Below are 16,488 nucleotides of genomic sequence, written 5' to 3' on the forward strand. Positions count from 1 at the left end.
CCACCACCCCCACCGCCCTGGCCGCCCTCATACGAACCCTCGCGCCAAACTCACACGTTCGGATGACCTGAACACAGTTCGCCCCCGCGTAAAGATCACGTGCGCAAGCCTCGCCCCATGCACAAGAACACCGAGGCCAAGCTCACCCTCCCCGCACAGCAGAACGCCCTGCCCTCCTGGTACGGCGACCTGCTCAGCGAGGTCAAGGAAACCGTCGCGTGCGCACGCCTCCGCGCGCAGCGAGCCGTCAACACCGAACCGGTCCAGATGTACTGGCAGATCGGCAAGCTCATCCTTGGCTGCTGGCCCGCACATGGCCGAAGCCAATTGTGCAGCAGCCCGCTGCACAATTGCCGTTGGACCACATCACCGTCCGGTGCGCTACCGCGCCCTGTAAGGGGCGCGGGGAACTGTGCGACCAGCCCCCGTCGGCCCGCAGGTTCATCACCGTTCACCCAGCGGAGCGCCTAGAGCGTGTCTCTTTGATGGGTTGGTTAGTTGATCGGATTTGTCTGTCCGATTAGTGATCACCGGTGCGATGTGGGACCGGATCGAACCGCCGATGCCGGCCGATCCGGCCCGTGGGCGACGGTGGGCTGACCACCGCCGGACCCTTAAGGCTATTGCGTGGAAGTACCGCACCTGCTCACCCTGGCGCGACCTGCCCAGCACTGCGGGTGCGGACGCCGACGATCCCCCGTGGTGCTGGTCGGTGGCGTGGTGCCGGTCGGCGAGGTAGGCAGCCACCGCCCGGTCCGGGGCGTCGCCGTCAACAGCCCCCGGCGCACGCCCGATCGCCGCCGGCGACGGTGTACGCCGCCACCCGAGCAGGTGAGGGCCCACAGCGAGGGCCCGTGAACGGCCCACCCGAGGCCCTCGCACCCCGCTCGGCGAGTTCTCGACGCTCCCCGCACCGCAGACGACCGCCGCAGGCACACGTAGACCGGACCGGCGTCAGTGAGTGCCACCGGCCCCGCCGCGAGCGCGGGTTGGGCACCGAGCCGAACCAGAGGCTCAGGTGAGCGACCTGGTCGGGGTCCGTAATGATCACAAAGCCCGCCCGCACCGCTACCTGCCCCTCACGCCAAAGACCCGTACAACCACGGGACTTGAAGCTGCCTGGTTTCAGCCTGCGAACGTTTCTGCCCGCGAGTTTTGCGCGAGGTATTGACGCTGATCACCGGAACCCTATTATCCAGTTGCCCGACATTTCGACCCATGTTCGTTATGTCGAACACTTCAGGGCCACACCACACCGCCTCCTGACAGCCCCTGACGGGCCAAGCCGGAGTCGCTTGCTCAAGGATGACGAGGTCCTTATGCACAGACGTAGTTTCAGCCGCAGACATCCATCTGCGGTGCTCGCCGCAGCGGTCGCGGCCCTGGCCGCGCTGGCGGCGCTGGCGGCGCTGCTCGTCGCCGGCCCGGCTCAGGCGGCCACCACCAGCGACGTGCGCGGTGTTGATTCCGGCCGCTGTCTCGATGTGGAGGGCTTCAGCCAGACCGACGGCGCGAACGTGCACATCTGGGACTGCCACGGCGGAAACAACCAGCAGTGGACGTTGACGGACAGCAACCAGCTGACCGTGTACGGCAACAAGTGCCTGGATGTCCGGGGCGGCGCCACCACGAACGGGACCCCGGTGCAGATCTGGAACTGCACCGGAAGTGACAACCAGCAGTGGCGGGTGAACCCCGACGGCACGATCGTCGGCGTGCGGTCCGGGCTGTGCCTGGACGTCTCGGGCTGGGGCAAGACCAACGGCACGGCGGTGCAGATCTGGTCGTGCCACGGCGGCACCAACCAGAAGTGGACCGGCCTGGCCGGGACGGGCAACGCGTGTGCTCTTCCGTCGACCTACCGGTGGACCTCGACCGGCCCGCTGGCGCAGCCGGCGAACGGGCAGGTCGCGCTGAAGGACTTCAGCACCACCACGTACAACGGCAAGCACCTGGTCTACGCAACCACCTCCGACGGACAGAATTGGGGCTCGACGATGTTCAGTCCCTTCACGAACTGGTCGGACATGGGGGCGGCCACCCAGACCCCGATGAACGAGTCCGCCGTGGCGCCCGAAGTGTTCTACTTCGCGCCCAAGAACGTCTGGGTGATGGTGTCCCAGTGGAGTCAGTGGCCGCTCTACTACCGCACGTCCAGCGACCCCACCAACCCCAACGGCTGGTCCGCCAAGCAGCCGCTGTTCACCGGCACCCTCCCCCAGAACCCCGATCCGAACCGGAAGGATGCCCCGATCGACCCGACCATGATCGCCGACGACCAGAACATGTACCTGTTCTTCGCCGCTGACAACGGCAGCATCTACCGGGCGAGCATGCCGATCGGGAACTTCCCCAGCAGCTTCGGCTCCTCGTTCACGACGGTCATGAGCGACACGGAGAAGAACCTGTTCGAGGCGCCGGAGGTCTACAAGGTCAAGGGCCAGAACCAGTACCTCATGCTCGTCGAGGCTCGGGGTGTGAACGAGCAGCGCTTCTTCCGCTCGTTCACGGCCTCCAGCCTGAACGGTTCGTGGACCCCGCAGGCCGCCACCGAAAGCAACCCCTTCGCCGGCAAGGCCAACAGCAATGCCACCTGGACCAACGACATCAGCCACGGTGACCTGGTCCGCGACAACCCCGACCAGACCATGACCGTCGACCCCTGCAACCTGCAGCTCCTCTACCAGGGCAGGAACCCCTCCTCGGACGGCGCCGAGTACCTGACGCTGCCGTACCGGCCGGGCCTGCTCACCCTGCAGCGCTGACCCGCCTGATCCACGGTGATCGCGAGGGGGTGCGGTCCGCCGACGCGTAGACGAGCTGTCTACGGCGTGGGCGACTCCACCCGCTGACCGATACTCACCGCCTTGAGGAACCCCAGCCGCGCGTCGGCTGGGGTTCCTCTCGTTCGTGGACTCTCATCGTGGGTACGCTTCTGACCGTGCACGTCGACCAGCGGAATCTCTTCAATGGGGACCGGCGGGAGGCCAACGTTCTGGCCGGCATCTTTGACGGAGATCAGAACCGGCTCGTCGTCCACGCGCTGGCCTGACGAATCCTTCGGACGCCTTGCTCAGCGCCGGGTCCAGATGAAGATGGCAGCAAGGTGGAGTGCGGCCTGGTATGCGATGGCGAGCTTGTCCGTCCGCATTGCAAGGCCGCGCCACTGCTTGAGTCGGGCGATGCACCGCTCGACGGTATTGCGCTCCTTGTACGTCTCGGCGTCGAAGCCGGGCGGGCGGCCTCCGGCGCGGCCTCGCCGCAGACGGTGGCCGATCTGGTCGGCGGGCTGCGGGATGACCGCGCGGATGCCGCGTCGACGGAGGTGGCCACGAATCGCACGGGAAGAGTAGGCGCGATCCGCAAGCACGACCGCAGGGCGGGTTCTTGGCCTGCCGAGTCCGCTCCGCGGGATCCGGATTCCGGCCATGACCGCCTCGAAGGCCGGCGCGTCACCGGCCTGCCCGCGGTGACGTGGAGGGACAGAGGCCGTGCCCTGCTATCACTGGCCAGGTGGACCTTCGTGCGCAAGCCACCGCGGGAGCGTCCGAGTGCGTGGGCCTTGGGCTCGGACCGGCCGGGCGCCCCCTTTTCCTGGCTCCGGCCGAATGCTGGTGAGCCCGGCAGACGGTGGAGTCCACCGAGACGGTCCAGCCCACGTCGTCATCGGCGTCCGCCGCTGCAAGGACCGCCGCGAGGACCCGTTCCCATGTGCCGTCCATTGCCCACCTGATCAGGCGTTTGTGGGCGGTCTGAAAGGGCCCGAGCTCTTCTGGCAGGTCGCGCCAGGGTGAGCAGGTGCGGTACCTCCACGCGATGGCTTCCAGGGTCCGGCGATGGTTGGCCCATCGTCGTCCACGGGTCGGATCGGCCGGCATCAGCGGCTCGATCCGGTTCCACATCGCATCGGTGATCACTAATCGGACTGACACATCCGATCAACTGATCAACCCATCAAAGAGACACGCTCTAGCTCCGCGACGACCTCGTCCCTTCACCGGATGGTTCGGACGCCGCCGCCTCGCCTCCCGCTGTCATACCAGCCACCTGCTCCGCCACCGCCCCGATCCTCGCAAGCCGTGCCAGCGTGGGCCTCGACAGAACCTCCCCGATGTCGTGCAGGGCCACGATCAGCTCATCGACGCCGTCCAAGGGCGCGTCCTTGCCCGCGTACAGGAGGATCCCCCGGTACTCCTCGGCCGAGATCGTCCTGCCTGGCAGTTCGATCCGTTCCGTGTCCGCGAGGAACAACGCGGGGACCGAGGTGTCCAGAGCCAGGGCGATGGCGGTCAACTCGGCTGCCGTAAAGGCGCGGCGGCCACGCTCGGCCTGGTGGACGGCCTGTCGGCTCCAGGGTCGGTCCAGGTACTGACCCATGGCCTCACCCAGTTCCGTCAGCGACAGCCGCCGCGCCTCCCGGAAGCGCGCGATCTGCTTTCCGATGGCCTCTTCGACCCGCATCCCGGCTCCCTCACGTCATGCCTCACACTTCGTGACGTCATTCTCTATAATGACAGCGAAAGGTCACCATTGACAAGCCTCGTCGATCGCCATACCGTAGTCCTGCATGACTCGTTGTCATTCCACGCAATGACGAGAAATGACGGGATCGGAGACTGACGTGACGGATTTACACCTGAACCCCATCGGCGTCGGCGACGACTGCGCCGTCCTCCAGATCGCCGGCGAAATCGACGTCTACACAGCTCCGAAGCTGCGCGAAGGCGTGATCGATCTCCTCGACAAGGACGTCCTCCACCTCATCGCGGACCTGCGGGACGTGGATTTTCTGGACTCGACCGGCCTGGGCGCCCTCGTGGGCAGCCTCAAGCGGCTGCGCACACGCGAGGGATCACTCAAGCTCGTGATCGACAGTGACCGGCTCCTCCGGATCTTCCGGATCACGGGGCTCGTCCAGGTCTTCTCGATCCATCCCTCGGTCCCGGAAGCGATCACTGCCGGCGGCCACTGGCGAGAAGCCGTCCAAGGCGCCTGCGACGGCGCCTGTGACGGCACTTTCGAAGGCGACAGCGACAGCCGGAGCATCGAGGAGTGGTGCCGGAAACACGGGTTGCTCTGACTCCGACCAATCGTCGACCACCCGTCGATCGCCCGTCGATCACCGTCGACTAGCCGCCCAACGGCAACGCCCCGAACACATGCCCCCGCCAAAGCCCCCGCGACACCTCCTCCGGATACGCCGCCACCGCCGGACTCGTGTCGAAGAGCTGGACGAGCCGCCGTTCCAGGTCGTACGCGGGCCAGCCCGGGCCATTGCCGGACGCGAAGGCCGTCCACGCGGTACGGAAGTGCGCGGACAGCTGCTCCGTCTCCGCAGGCGGCGTCTCACCGAGCAGCATCGCGGGCAGGCCCCCGTCCAAGTTGCCGAAGACCAGCGGCACATCGAGCCCATGGCAGGCACCGAGCCCTCCGCCCATACCCGGCGCGGCCCACATCAGCTCGTAGAAGTACGCACGCCCGCCCGCCGCGACCTGCGCCTCGGCCAGATGCAGTGACGGCATGCGGAACAGCCAGTCGGAGTGGACGCGTTCGTACAGCTCCTCCGGGCCCGCGGCCGGAAACGCGGCACGATACGCATCGGCCGTACCGGGCGCGAACACCTGTAGCGCCACATCCGCCTGATCCTCCGTCACCTCGCCCAGCATCCCGCTGAGCGCCAGGAACAGCCGGTACTCGTCACGCGTGTGGCCGACGACGAGTTCGACGTCCCGGCCGGCGCCGGAGGCCAGCCCCTGCCACGGGTCCACCGGCAGGACCTCCCCGTCGACGACGGGGGAGACCGGGATCGACGTATACGCGACCTGCCCCCACCGCTCCGCGAACCCACCCGTCCGTGCACCGACGGCGTCCGTGTGCATCCGCGCACCCACCGCGTCCGCCGCGGCAGGCAGCCGATCCGGCGCCACCGAGGCCAGGTCGGCCACGGTCGGCCGCAGCCCCAGCTCGGCGGCGAAGGCACCGGTGAAATCGGCCGCAAGCTCGGCCGAGAAGAACGTACCGGGCACACTCTGTGCGACAGCCCGCCGGAAGAGCCCGGCCGCGCGCGGCATCGCGAGCAGCGCGGCCACGGATCCCGCCCCCGCCGACTCGCCGAAGACCGTGACCTGGTCCGGATCGCCGCCGAAGGCCCGGATGTTGTCGCGTACCCACTCCAGCGCGGCGACCTGATCGAGCAGCCCCCGGTTGGCCGGCGCCCCCTCGATGAGCGCGAAACCCTCTATCCCCACCCGGTAGTTGAGCGTCACCACGACGACGCCCTCGCGCGCCAGCCGCGCGCCGTCGTACTCGGGCAGGCTGGCCATCCCGATGCTGTACGCACCCCCGTACAGCCACACCATCACCGGAAGCCCGGAGTCCGGGCCCGGCTCGGGCGTCCAGACGTTGAGCGTCAGCCAGTCGTCGCCTGCGTCCAGGGACAGCGCGTCCATGCCGAACGCCGCGGACTGCGGTGGCGGCGGCCCGTACGCCATGGCCTTCCGTACGCCCTCCCAGCTCCGCACGGCCCGCGGCGCACCGAACCGCAGCGCACCGACCGGCGGCTCCGCGAAGGGAATCCCCCGGAACACCGCCAGCCCCGCCTCTCCGATCCCACGCAACACCCCTGCTGTCGTACGGACTTCGGTTTCGTCGGCGCCCATTGAACGGCTCCCTCTGAAGGTCTTGAGGTCTTTGAGGTCTTTGAGGTCTGGAGGTCTGAAGGCAGGTCGGGACACCGCGGATCCTCCCGCCCGACCGAGCCTCAGGGCCACTGCTTTTACTGCGTGCTTTTACTGCCTGCTTTTACCGCGCGAGGTCCACGGACAGCGCACATCCCGACAGTTACGCTGACCATGTACCCGCCATGCCCTCGGGGGAGCGACATGGAACCAGCATCCGTAGGTGTCCGGTTGGCGTCGAGCGTGATCACCCCGCTCGTCAAGAAGCTGTTCGTTGCGGAGGGCCCGGGCGCCGGCCTGGTCGACAGGCCCGTACGCATCTCGTCGCGCGTCTCCTTCCGGGGAGAGAAGCGGACTCTGGACGAGAAGGACGTCACCAAACTCGCCGGCGAGCTGGTCCGAAGGGCCCTGAAGAGCACCTTGCAGAGCGGGGAACGGCCCTTTCCCGTCGACGAGGAACAGCCCGTGGTCCACGCCCTGGCCGCCACCCTCCATGCGCTCGGCGACCTCACCATGACGGACGTACAGGCGGTGGAGCTCGGCCACGCGGGCCTCGCCCTCCACCTCCGCCAGGCCGCCGGGAACCCCGACCGTGGCCTCAGCTTCGACACGGCGCTCTTCTACGAGCGGCTCCTCGACACGGCCTGCCTGCACATCCTGCACTTCTTCACGCAGCGGTCGACCTTCGTACCCCGCGCGCTCGTCGAGCAGACCCGTCGCCAGGCCGAACTCATCGCGAAGATGGACGAGCTGCTGGCACGAACCCCGCTTCCCGGCAGCGCGGACGACGACTTCGAGCAGCGCTACCTCGCGTACACGGCCACGAAGCACAGCCAACTCACCATCTACGGCATCGACTTGGCCAACTCCCCCGACCGCTGGCCCCTGGACGCCGCCTACCTCACGCTCCAGGCCCTGCGCTCCACCGATGACCAGGAGTCGGACAGCGGATACATCGCCTACTCCGGCAGCTCGCTCCCCGCCGAAGAGGCACTCGTCGACCACGACCTGGTTCTGTTGCGCGGCGTGGCGGGGTCGGGCAAGACGACGCTGGTGCAGTGGCTCGCCGTGACGGCGGCGCGGGGTGAGCGCGGGGACCGCGTCCCCTTCGTACTGCCGCTGCGTACGCTCGTCCGCCGCGCCGACGGACTGCCCGCACCCGCCGACTTCCTGGCCGCCGTCCGCGTCCCGTTCCACGGCGCGGCCCCGGACGGCTGGCCGGACCGGGTGCTGACGGCGGGCCGCGGGCTGCTGCTCGTCGACGGCATCGACGAGATCCCGGAGCCCGACCGCGAACGCACGCGCCGCTGGCTCCGCGACCTGATCGACGCCTATCCAGGCAACCAGTGGCTCGTCACCTCGCGCCCCTCGGCCGTACGCGAGGACTGGCTCGCCGCGGACGGCTTCACCGAACTGGCCCTCTCACCGATGAGCCCCACCGACGTGGCGGCGTTCATCGAACGCTGGCACAGGGCGGCCCGCGTCGACGCCCCGGACCCGGAACGCCTCACCGCGTACGAGACCTCCCTCCTCGACGCCGTACGCACCAAGCCGGACCTGGGCCGACTCGCCACCAACCCCCTGATGTGCGGCCTCATCTGCGCCCTGCACCGCGACCGGCGCGGCTATCTCCCGCACGGGCGGCAGGAGTTGTACGACGCCGCCCTCTCCATGCTCCTCGCGCGCCGCGACCAAGAGCGCGACATGGTCCCGCACGACGGCATCCAGTTGACCGAACTCCCCCAGATCCAGCTCCTCCAGCGCCTCGCCTACTGGCTGATCCGCAACAACCGGCTGGAGATGGACCGCGAACGCGCCGTACGGATCATCGCCGACGCCCTCCCGTCCCTGCCGGCCGTCGCAAGCCAGGGCGACGCCCCCGCGATCTACCGCCATCTCCTCGTACGCAGCGGTCTGCTGCGCGAACCCGCCCTGGGAACCGTCGAGTTCGTCCACCGCACCTTCCAGGACTACCTCGGCGCGAAGGCGGCGGTGGAGGACGGCGACTTCGGGCTCCTGGTCCGCAACGCCGCCGACCACCAGTGGTCGGATGTGATCCGCATGGCGGTCGCCCATGCGCGGCCTCGCGAACGGGCCACGTTTCTGAGCGACTTGCTCTCCTCAGTCCAACATGTCGACCGCACCGCGCGCACCCGCATCCGCCTCCTCGCCGTGGCATGCCTCGAGCAGGCGACGGAACTCGACCCGACGGTCCGGGCAGACGTCGAGGAGCAGGCAGCGACGCTCATCCCGCCGCGCACGACACGGGAGGCCAAGGAGTTGGCCTCGATGGGCTCGCTCGTCCTGGAGCTGCTCCCCGGCCCGGAGGGCCTGTCCGAGGCGGATGCCAGGGCCGTGGTGGTCACGGCGTCCCTGATCGACAGAGACGCGGCAATCCCTGTCCTGGCACGCTTCCGCAGTCACCCGTCGCTGCCGGTACGCGCTCAACTCGCCTGGGCCTGGGATCGGTTCGACACCGAGCGGTACGCCGCCGACGTCATCACCCATCTCCGCGCCGACGACTTCTACTTCACTGCCGCCTCGGCCGCCCATCTCCGCGTCCTGCACGCTCTCGGCGGCCGTCCCCATCTCCGGCTCGTCGGGGACTTCGAGGAGGCCGAGCTGAGCACCTGGCTCGCGCATGACGAGACGCGCATGCTCGCCATGCGGGAGAACCACAAGCTGGGCAGTCTGGACTGCCTTTCAGCGCTGCGCAGGCTCGTTCACCTGGACATCAGTGACAGTCCGGACGTGGAGAGCCTCGCCCCCTTGGCCGAAATGCCTTTGCCATGGCTGTCGCTGGCCCTCATGCCAGGTCTGGAAAAGCCGGATGTGCTGGCACCGCTTTCGGCCTCGGCCACCCTGCGCAAGCTCGACACCGGCGTGCCGCTCCATAGTGAATCCGTCGATGCCGCACTCCCGGACCTGCCGCTGGAGTATCTGCGATTCACCAGGAGCGCCCTCCGTTTCACCGGACTGCGCGGCTTGCACCGTATGCGTTCCGTGAAGGTGCTGAGCCTGGGAAACCTCTCCGCGCCACTCACTCCCGAGGACTACGAAGAGGTCGCGATGCTCCCCGAACTGGAGGAATTGCGACTCAACTTGACCGCGGCGCCCTGGACCGAAGGACCCGCGCTGCCGGGCATCAGGCGACTTCGGCTCAACAAATTCACCGGAAACGAAGATCTCTCGGCGCTACAGGCTCTGTTTCCGGGGTTGCATTCGGTCGAATTCGTCCTCGCGCCGCAGGCGACCGAAGTGCCGGAGCACACCCTCCAGCTCTTCCCGGGCATACACAGGGTCACGAAGACGCACACAGTCATCTAGCCCAACTCCACCTGGGCACCCTACAGTTACCAACCGGTAATGTCTTCGCCTCCCTGCGGCCTCACACGCCCGTGACGATGCAGCGCGACCCATGTACGTCAGTACTCAGTACGTCAGTACCTCAGTGGTCCTTCAGTGCTCCGACGCGATTTCGACGCGAGAGGAACCCCCCATGACAGGAAGCAGCTGGAAGCGCTTCATCGGCGTGACCGCCGCCGCCACGGCCGTCACCGCGGCCCTGGTGACCCCTGCCGCCGCCGCGACCCCGGCAGCGGCCCCCGCCGCAGCACCGGCCGCGTCCGCCACGTCCGCCGCCACGTCCGCCGCCGCGGCGGACGTCGACTACGACACCTGGCAGAAGGACTGCCAGGCGGTCATGGACCAGGCGCTCCCGTACCTCAAGGAGCGCATCGCCGACGCCGCCGCGGGCGAGAAGCAGGCGATCGTCTTCGACATCGACAACACCACGCTGGAGACGGACTTCGGCTTCAGCTACCCGTCCCCGGCGAACGCACCCGTCCTCGAAGTGGCCAAGTACGCCCAGGAGCACGGCGTCGCCCTGTTCTTCGTGACGGCGCGACCGGACATCATCGGCTCCGTGACCGACTACAACCTCAAGCACGTCGGCTACAAGGTGTCCGGGCTCTATGTCCGCAACTTCGGCGATCTCTTCAGGGACAAGGCCGAGTACAAGACCGCCAAGCGCGCCGAGATCGAGGCCAAGGGCTACACGATCATCGCGAACATAGGCAACACCCCCACCGACCTCTCCGGCGGCCACGCGGAGAAGACGTACAAGCTGCCGGACTACGACGGCCAGCTGTCGTAAGCCACCCCGTAGCCCCCTGTCGGGCACGAGAAGGGGGCCGGTGCTGAAAGCACCGGCCCCCTTCTCGGTTCTCTGCGGCTCAACCCCGGAGGGTCACGCCTCCTTGCTCAGGTTGGGACCGGCCCCACCAGCGGCCTGCTCGATCGGCGGGACGTCCGGCAGCGCCGACTTCTCCTCACCGCGGAAGGTGAAGGTCTTGGCCTCGCCCTCGCCCTCCGTGTCGACGACCACGATGTGACCGGGACGCAGCTCGCCGAAGAGGATCTTCTCCGACAGGCTGTCCTCGACCTCACGCTGGATCGTGCGACGCAGCGGACGGGCGCCGAGCACGGGGTCGTAACCCTTCTGCGCCAGCAGCTCCTTCGCGGACTGGGAGAGCTCGATGCCCATGTCCCGGTCCTTGAGGCGCTCGTCGACCTTGCCGATCATCAGGTCGACGATCGCGAGGATGTCGGCCTGGGTCAGCTGCGGGAAGACGACCACGTCGTCGACACGGTTGAGGAACTCGGGACGGAAGTGCTGCTTCAGCTCGTCCGAGACCTTGTTCTTCATCCGCTCGTAGTTGGACTTCGTGTCGCCCTGGGCCGCGAAGCCCAGGTTGAAGCCCTTGGAGATGTCCCGGGTGCCGAGGTTGGTCGTCATGATGATGACCGTGTTCTTGAAGTCCACGACCCGGCCCTGGGAGTCGGTCAGGCGACCGTCCTCCAGGATCTGCAGCAGCGAGTTGAAGATGTCCGGGTGGGCCTTCTCGACCTCGTCGAACAGGACGACCGAGAACGGCTTGCGGCGGACCTTCTCCGTGAGCTGACCGCCCTCTTCGTAGCCCACGTAACCGGGAGGCGAACCGAAGAGACGCGAGACCGTGTGCTTCTCGCTGAACTCCGACATGTCGAGGGAGATCAGCGCGTCCTCGTCACCGAAGAGGAACTCGGCGAGCGCCTTGGACAGCTCGGTCTTACCGACACCGGACGGGCCGGCGAAGATGAACGAACCACCGGGACGCTTCGGGTCCTTCAGACCGGCGCGCGTACGACGGATCGCCTTCGAGAGCGCCTTGACGGCGTCCTTCTGTCCGATGACCCGCTTGTGGAGCTCGTCCTCCATGCGCAGCAGGCGGCTCGACTCCTCCTCGGTCAGCTTGAAGACCGGGATGCCGGTGGCGGTCGCGAGGACCTCGGCGATCAGCTCGCCGTCGACCTCGGCGACGACGTCCATGTCGCCGGCCTTCCACTCCTTCTCCCGCTTGGCCTTGGCGGCCAGGAGCTGCTTCTCCTTGTCACGCAGAGAGGCGGCCTTCTCGAAGTCCTGCGAGTCGATCGCGGACTCCTTGTCGCGGCGAACGCCGGCGATCTTCTCGTCGAACTCGCGGAGGTCCGGCGGCGCGGTCATCCGGCGGATACGCATCCGGGAGCCGGCCTCGTCGATCAGGTCGATCGCCTTGTCCGGCAGGAAGCGGTCCGAGATGTACCGGTCGGCCAGGGTCGCGGCCTGGACGAGGGCCTCGTCCGTGATGGAGACGCGGTGGTGCGCCTCGTACCGGTCGCGCAGGCCCTTGAGGATCTCGATGGTGTGCGGCAGCGACGGCTCCGCGACCTGGATGGGCTGGAAGCGGCGCTCGAGCGCGGCGTCCTTCTCCAGGTGCTTGCGGTACTCGTCGAGCGTGGTGGCACCGATGGTCTGGAGCTCACCGCGGGCCAGCATCGGCTTCAGGATCGAAGCGGCGTCGATGGCGCCCTCGGCGGCACCCGCACCGACCAGCGTGTGCAGCTCGTCGATGAACAGGATGATGTCGCCGCGGGTGCGGATCTCCTTGAGCACCTTCTTCAGGCGCTCCTCGAAGTCACCGCGGTAACGGGAGCCGGCGACCAGCGCGCCCAGGTCCAGGGTGTAGAGGTGCTTGTCCTTGAGGGTCTCGGGCACCTCGCCCTTGACGATGGCCTGCGCCAGGCCCTCGACGACGGCGGTCTTGCCGACGCCGGGCTCGCCGATGAGCACGGGGTTGTTCTTCGTACGGCGGGACAGCACCTGCATGACCCGCTCGATCTCCTTCTCGCGCCCGATGACCGGGTCGAGCTTGGACTCACGAGCGGCCTGGGTGAGGTTCCGGCCGAACTGGTCGAGGACCAGGGACGTCGAGGGGGTGCCCTCGGCAGGCCCACCTGCGGCGGCGGTCTCCTTGCCCTGGTAGCCGGAGAGCAGCTGGATGACCTGCTGCCGCACCCGGTTGAGATCAGCGCCCAGCTTGACCAGGACCTGGGCGGCGACGCCCTCGCCCTCACGGATCAGGCCGAGCAGGATGTGCTCCGTGCCGATGTAGTTGTGGCCCAGCTGAAGGGCCTCGCGGAGCGACAGCTCCAGGACCTTCTTGGCACGGGGGGTGAAGGGGATGTGCCCGGACGGGGCCTGCTGCCCCTGCCCGATGATCTCCTCCACCTGCTGGCGGACCGCCTCGAGCGAAATCCCGAGGCTCTCCAGGGCCTTAGCGGCGACACCCTCACCCTCGTGGATCAGGCCCAGGAGGATGTGCTCGGTGCCGATGTAGTTGTGGTTGAGCATCCGGGCTTCTTCCTGAGCCAGGACGACAACCCGCCGCGCGCGGTCGGTGAACCTCTCGAACATCGTTAATCGCTCCTCAGAGCGGTCAGGCAGTAAGGGGACGCTCCCCTCCCTGTCCTTCCGCAGCTTAGTCCCGCAAGCGGGGACCGCTCATTCCATCTGCCGACACCCGTCCTTGGCCTCCCAATCGCCGAACGCCGACATCTGCTCCAACCCAAGCGTGCGAGACGATGTTCCCGCAGGCCAGGCAGATACCCTCACCATCTGTACGCCGATGGCGAACGTGAGACGCCCGAGCCTTGCGTGTCGCCCCTCCCACTAGGGATGTCTTACCCGTACGAACTGACAGTCCATGCCGCGCACCCCGGTTCCCTCCGCTATGGGCGAACATCCTTGCGCTGCCGAGTGCTTCCACACGCCCCCGTTTCCGGCACTCAGTGCGCACGCGCGAACACCTAACGTAACTTGAAGCCTGTTCTGGAGGTTGCTTCTGGCATGGTCCCCATCCTCCCTCTCCCTCGCAGACCACTGGACACCGACGATCAGGTGCGCCAGTGGTACGAGAACGAACTGGGCTGGTCGACAGTGCCCGGGCCTCCCGTCGAGCTGCTGACGGGGCTGCGCTTCGACGTCCTGGAGGTGCCCGCTGAGGCGGGTTACGCGGCGTTCCGGCATCTGGGGCCGCGTTCTCCGGTGGCCGTACGGGCGGACCGGATGCGGCTGCTGGTGGCCGCGGGAAGCGCGGACGAGCTGCCGGGGCTGCTCGACTGGCTGGAGTGGGGGTCTCTCGCGCTGGATCTCAGAGCGATCGGCGCGGGCGGGCGCATCGAGGCGCCGCTGCCCCCACGCGGCGTGCGACACACCGCGGTGGACGGCTCGCAGGGGACCGCCGTCTGGCTGCGGCCCCCGGAGCCTGACTGCGAGGTGGAACCTGCGTTGCCGACCATGTCGGCGCTCGGCGGGGGCGGTGGGGGCGCCCCCGATCTCGTACGACTCGTGGACACGATGGCAACGCAGTGCCACCGGATCCGCCTGCGGCAAGCCCGCTCTCAGGCGTTGGCCTTCTCGTAAGCCTCGCGAATGGACGCCGGAACGCGGCCACGGTCGTTGACCTCGTAACCGTTCTCCTTCGCCCAGGCGCGGATCTGCGCGGTGTCCTGACTCCCACCGGAAGCGGCGCGCGCCTTGCCGCGCCCACCAGAGGCGCGACCTCCGGTACGACGACCGCCCTTCACATACGGCTCGAGAAGGCCGCGGAGCTTGTCCGCGTTGGCGGTGGTGAGATCGATCTCGTACGTCTTGCCGTCCAGCGCGAACGTCACGGTCTCGTCCGCCTCGCCGCCGTCGAGGTCGTCGACAAGAAGGACCTGAACCTTCTGTGCCACCGGATTTCCTTTCATCGATAACTTCAGGGCCGAGGCCGCGGCGGCTGCCGCAGTTTCACGCCCCCTGTTATATGCAGTACTGCAGTACGTCGGAAAGCAAACCGCTTTTGCTGGAAAAACACAAACCCCTGGGAGAGACCGAGAGAGACGGACGGGACCCGGGAAGACCGAAAACGTGCGCGTTTCGGACATAGGGCCCCTGGGCAACGGGTGCCGGGCGTATTCCGCGCCGACGATCACAGATGCAGAAGCATCCGGCTGTTACCCAAGGTGTTCGGTTTCACTCGTTCGAGACCGAGGAACTCCGCCACGCCCTCGTCATAGGAACGCAGTAGCTCGGCGTAGACCTCGGGGTCAACGGGTGTCTCACCGATCTCCACGAAGCCGTGCTTCGCGAAGAAGTCGACTTCGAAGGTCAGGCAGAATACCCGGCGAACACCGAGCCAGCGGGCGGTCTCCAGCAACTTCTCCAGCAAGTGATGGCCGACGCCGGCGCCCTTGAGCGTGTGGTCCACCGCGAGAGTGCGGACTTCCGCGAGGTCTTCCCACATCACGTGCAGTGCTCCGCAGCCGACCACCTCGGCACTTGAACCGGCATCACTTGAACCGGCATCACTTGAGTCGGCATCGCTTGAGTCGGCATCCCGTTCAGCGACCCAGAACTCCTGGATGTCCTCGTAAAGCGTCACCGTCGCTTTGTCGAGCAGGATGCCGCCACGGACGTACGCGTCAAGGAGGCGGCGTACCGCCGGGACATCGCTGGTCCTGGCCCGGCGGACGGTGAGGGCATTACCGGTGGTGACTTCGGGCTGCTCTGCTGGCATGACCGGACGTTATCGCCCGGTGTCGCCCTTGGGGGCGGCGGGGTTCTCGCCTGTGGTGTTCCGGCCGGTGGCGGTTTCGCCGGTCGCCGTTTCACCGGCGAAAGTTTCGCCGGTCGTGCTTTCGGGGCCGTCCGCGATGCGGAGGGCATCGCGCAGCGCTTCGCGCTGTTCCGGGGACATCATGCCGAAGAAGGCGACGAGAGCGGCGGCCGGGTTGTCGCTCTGTGACCAGGCCTCGTGCATCAGTGCGGCCGCGTAGGCGGCGCGGGTGGATACCGCCTCATATCGATAGGCCCGGCCTTCCGCTTCGCGGCGTACCCAGCCCTTCTGATGGAGATTGTCCAAAACGGTCATGACCGTGGTGTACGCGATGGACCGTTCCTGCTGAAGATCTTCCAGAACTTCTCGAACGGTCACCGGGCGGTTCCACTTCCACACCCGCGACATGACCGCGTCTTCGAGTTCTCCCAAGGGGCGAGGCACACCTCAGCACCCTAGTGGGATATTTCAGTCATTGCATGACGAATGGGGTCCCGATTGACAGAAGGTGCAAAAGGGTCGCATGAGCTCAGGCGTCGGTGCTGCGGTCGCGCTCGTGGGAGGCCTGGCGGGTGTTGTCGGCGCGGGCGAGGGCGGCGTCGACGACCGCGTCCTCCTTGGCCTTGTTGGCGCCGCCCTGGCTCTTCACGATCGTCACGATCAGACCGATGAAGAACACGGCCATCACTACGGGGGGCACGAGCGCGGAGACGTAGTCCATGCCTTTCAGAGTAGCCAGGGACCGCGTGGCGGACGGATCGGGGGCGGTGGCTAGCCGGCCACGCGTTGCTGTGGGGGCTTGGCGGGCGGAGCGGGCGGCTTGCGCCTGGGCGGGAAGACCTCGCCCGGGG

Annotated in this window: 13 protein-coding genes and 3 pseudogenes; 8 read left to right on the forward strand and 8 right to left on the reverse strand. The window is 67.5% G+C overall.

Annotated elements, in window-relative coordinates; genetic code table 11:
* The first annotated feature begins 117 nt into the window (after positions 1-117).
* The 4 genes and pseudogenes from G5C60_RS41570 (at position 118) to G5C60_RS53425 (ending at position 3,052) form a co-directional block, all read left to right on the forward strand.
* A complete protein-coding gene (locus tag G5C60_RS41570) occupies positions 118-471 on the forward strand; it encodes a DUF1016 N-terminal domain-containing protein (RefSeq protein WP_165267793.1) in 354 nt (117 codons plus the stop codon).
* A gap of 37 nt (positions 472-508) precedes the next feature.
* A pseudogene (locus G5C60_RS41575) lies at positions 509-682 on the forward strand (transposase); the annotation flags it as partial.
* A gap of 637 nt (positions 683-1,319) precedes the next feature.
* A complete protein-coding gene (locus G5C60_RS41580; protein WP_165267795.1) occupies positions 1,320-2,765 on the forward strand; it encodes a non-reducing end alpha-L-arabinofuranosidase family hydrolase in 1,446 nt (481 codons plus the stop codon).
* Positions 2,766-2,923: 158 nt separating this feature from the next.
* Positions 2,924-3,052, forward strand: a complete 129-nt coding sequence (locus G5C60_RS53425; protein WP_268978901.1) for a hypothetical protein — start codon at positions 2,924-2,926, stop codon at positions 3,050-3,052.
* A 21-nt stretch (positions 3,053-3,073) separates the two neighbouring features.
* Here G5C60_RS53425 and G5C60_RS41585 read toward each other — a convergent pair.
* Both G5C60_RS41585 and G5C60_RS41590 read right to left on the reverse strand, forming a co-directional pair.
* Positions 3,074-3,902, reverse strand: a pseudogene (locus tag G5C60_RS41585) (IS5 family transposase).
* A 67-nt stretch (positions 3,903-3,969) separates the two neighbouring features.
* A complete protein-coding gene (locus G5C60_RS41590) occupies positions 3,970-4,461 on the reverse strand; it encodes a helix-turn-helix domain-containing protein (RefSeq protein WP_165267797.1) in 492 nt (163 codons plus the stop codon).
* A gap of 139 nt (positions 4,462-4,600) precedes the next feature.
* On the opposite strand from G5C60_RS41590, the pseudogene G5C60_RS41595 reads away from it, so the two are divergent.
* Positions 4,601-4,960, forward strand: a pseudogene (locus tag G5C60_RS41595) (STAS domain-containing protein); the annotation flags it as partial.
* Positions 4,961-5,129: 169 nt separating this feature from the next.
* Here G5C60_RS41595 and G5C60_RS41600 read toward each other — a convergent pair.
* The gene (locus tag G5C60_RS41600; RefSeq protein WP_165267801.1) at positions 5,130-6,659 is read right to left on the reverse strand and encodes a carboxylesterase/lipase family protein; all 1,530 of its coding nucleotides are present in this window, start codon (positions 6,657-6,659) and stop codon (positions 5,130-5,132) included.
* A 222-nt stretch (positions 6,660-6,881) separates the two neighbouring features.
* Between G5C60_RS41600 and G5C60_RS41605 the strand changes: the two genes are divergently transcribed.
* Both G5C60_RS41605 and G5C60_RS41610 read left to right on the forward strand, forming a co-directional pair.
* Entirely contained in the window at positions 6,882-10,004 is a 3,123-nt protein-coding gene (locus G5C60_RS41605; protein WP_165267803.1) for an NACHT domain-containing protein, read from the forward strand.
* A 172-nt stretch (positions 10,005-10,176) separates the two neighbouring features.
* Positions 10,177-10,833 carry an HAD family acid phosphatase gene (locus G5C60_RS41610; protein WP_165267805.1) on the forward strand — a complete coding sequence of 219 codons (657 nt, stop codon included), beginning with the start codon at positions 10,177-10,179 and terminating at the stop codon, positions 10,831-10,833.
* A 93-nt stretch (positions 10,834-10,926) separates the two neighbouring features.
* On the opposite strand, the gene G5C60_RS41615 is transcribed toward G5C60_RS41610, so the two are convergent.
* Positions 10,927-13,452, reverse strand: a complete 2,526-nt coding sequence (locus G5C60_RS41615; RefSeq protein ID WP_165267807.1) for an ATP-dependent Clp protease ATP-binding subunit — start codon at positions 13,450-13,452, stop codon at positions 10,927-10,929.
* Positions 13,453-13,884: 432 nt separating this feature from the next.
* On the opposite strand from G5C60_RS41615, the gene G5C60_RS41625 reads away from it, so the two are divergent.
* Positions 13,885-14,460, forward strand: a complete 576-nt coding sequence (locus G5C60_RS41625) for an SCO3374 family protein (protein WP_165267809.1) — start codon at positions 13,885-13,887, stop codon at positions 14,458-14,460.
* On the opposite strand, the gene G5C60_RS41630 is transcribed toward G5C60_RS41625, so the two are convergent.
* The 4 genes from G5C60_RS41630 to G5C60_RS41645 form a co-directional block, all read right to left on the reverse strand.
* Entirely contained in the window at positions 14,439-14,774 is a 336-nt protein-coding gene (locus tag G5C60_RS41630; protein ID WP_007498879.1) for a histone-like nucleoid-structuring protein Lsr2, read from the reverse strand. The genes G5C60_RS41625 and G5C60_RS41630 overlap by 22 nt on opposite strands.
* Before the next feature lie 236 nt (positions 14,775-15,010).
* Complete coding sequence (locus G5C60_RS41635; RefSeq protein ID WP_165267811.1) at positions 15,011-15,598, reverse strand: amino-acid N-acetyltransferase; 588 nt, start codon at positions 15,596-15,598, stop codon at positions 15,011-15,013.
* 9 nt (positions 15,599-15,607) lie between these two features.
* Positions 15,608-16,045: a BlaI/MecI/CopY family transcriptional regulator gene (locus tag G5C60_RS41640; RefSeq protein ID WP_206440633.1), complete on the reverse strand. Its 438-nt coding sequence runs from the start codon at positions 16,043-16,045 to the stop codon at positions 15,608-15,610.
* 121 nt (positions 16,046-16,166) lie between these two features.
* On the reverse strand, positions 16,167-16,358 hold the full coding sequence (locus G5C60_RS41645) for a hypothetical protein (protein WP_165267815.1): 192 nt from the start codon (positions 16,356-16,358) through the stop codon (positions 16,167-16,169).
* Positions 16,359-16,488: the final 130 nt, after the last annotated feature.

This window comes from Streptomyces scabichelini (assembly GCF_011045015.1).
GTDB classification, from domain to species: Bacteria; Actinomycetota; Actinomycetes; order Streptomycetales; family Streptomycetaceae; genus Streptomyces; species Streptomyces scabichelini.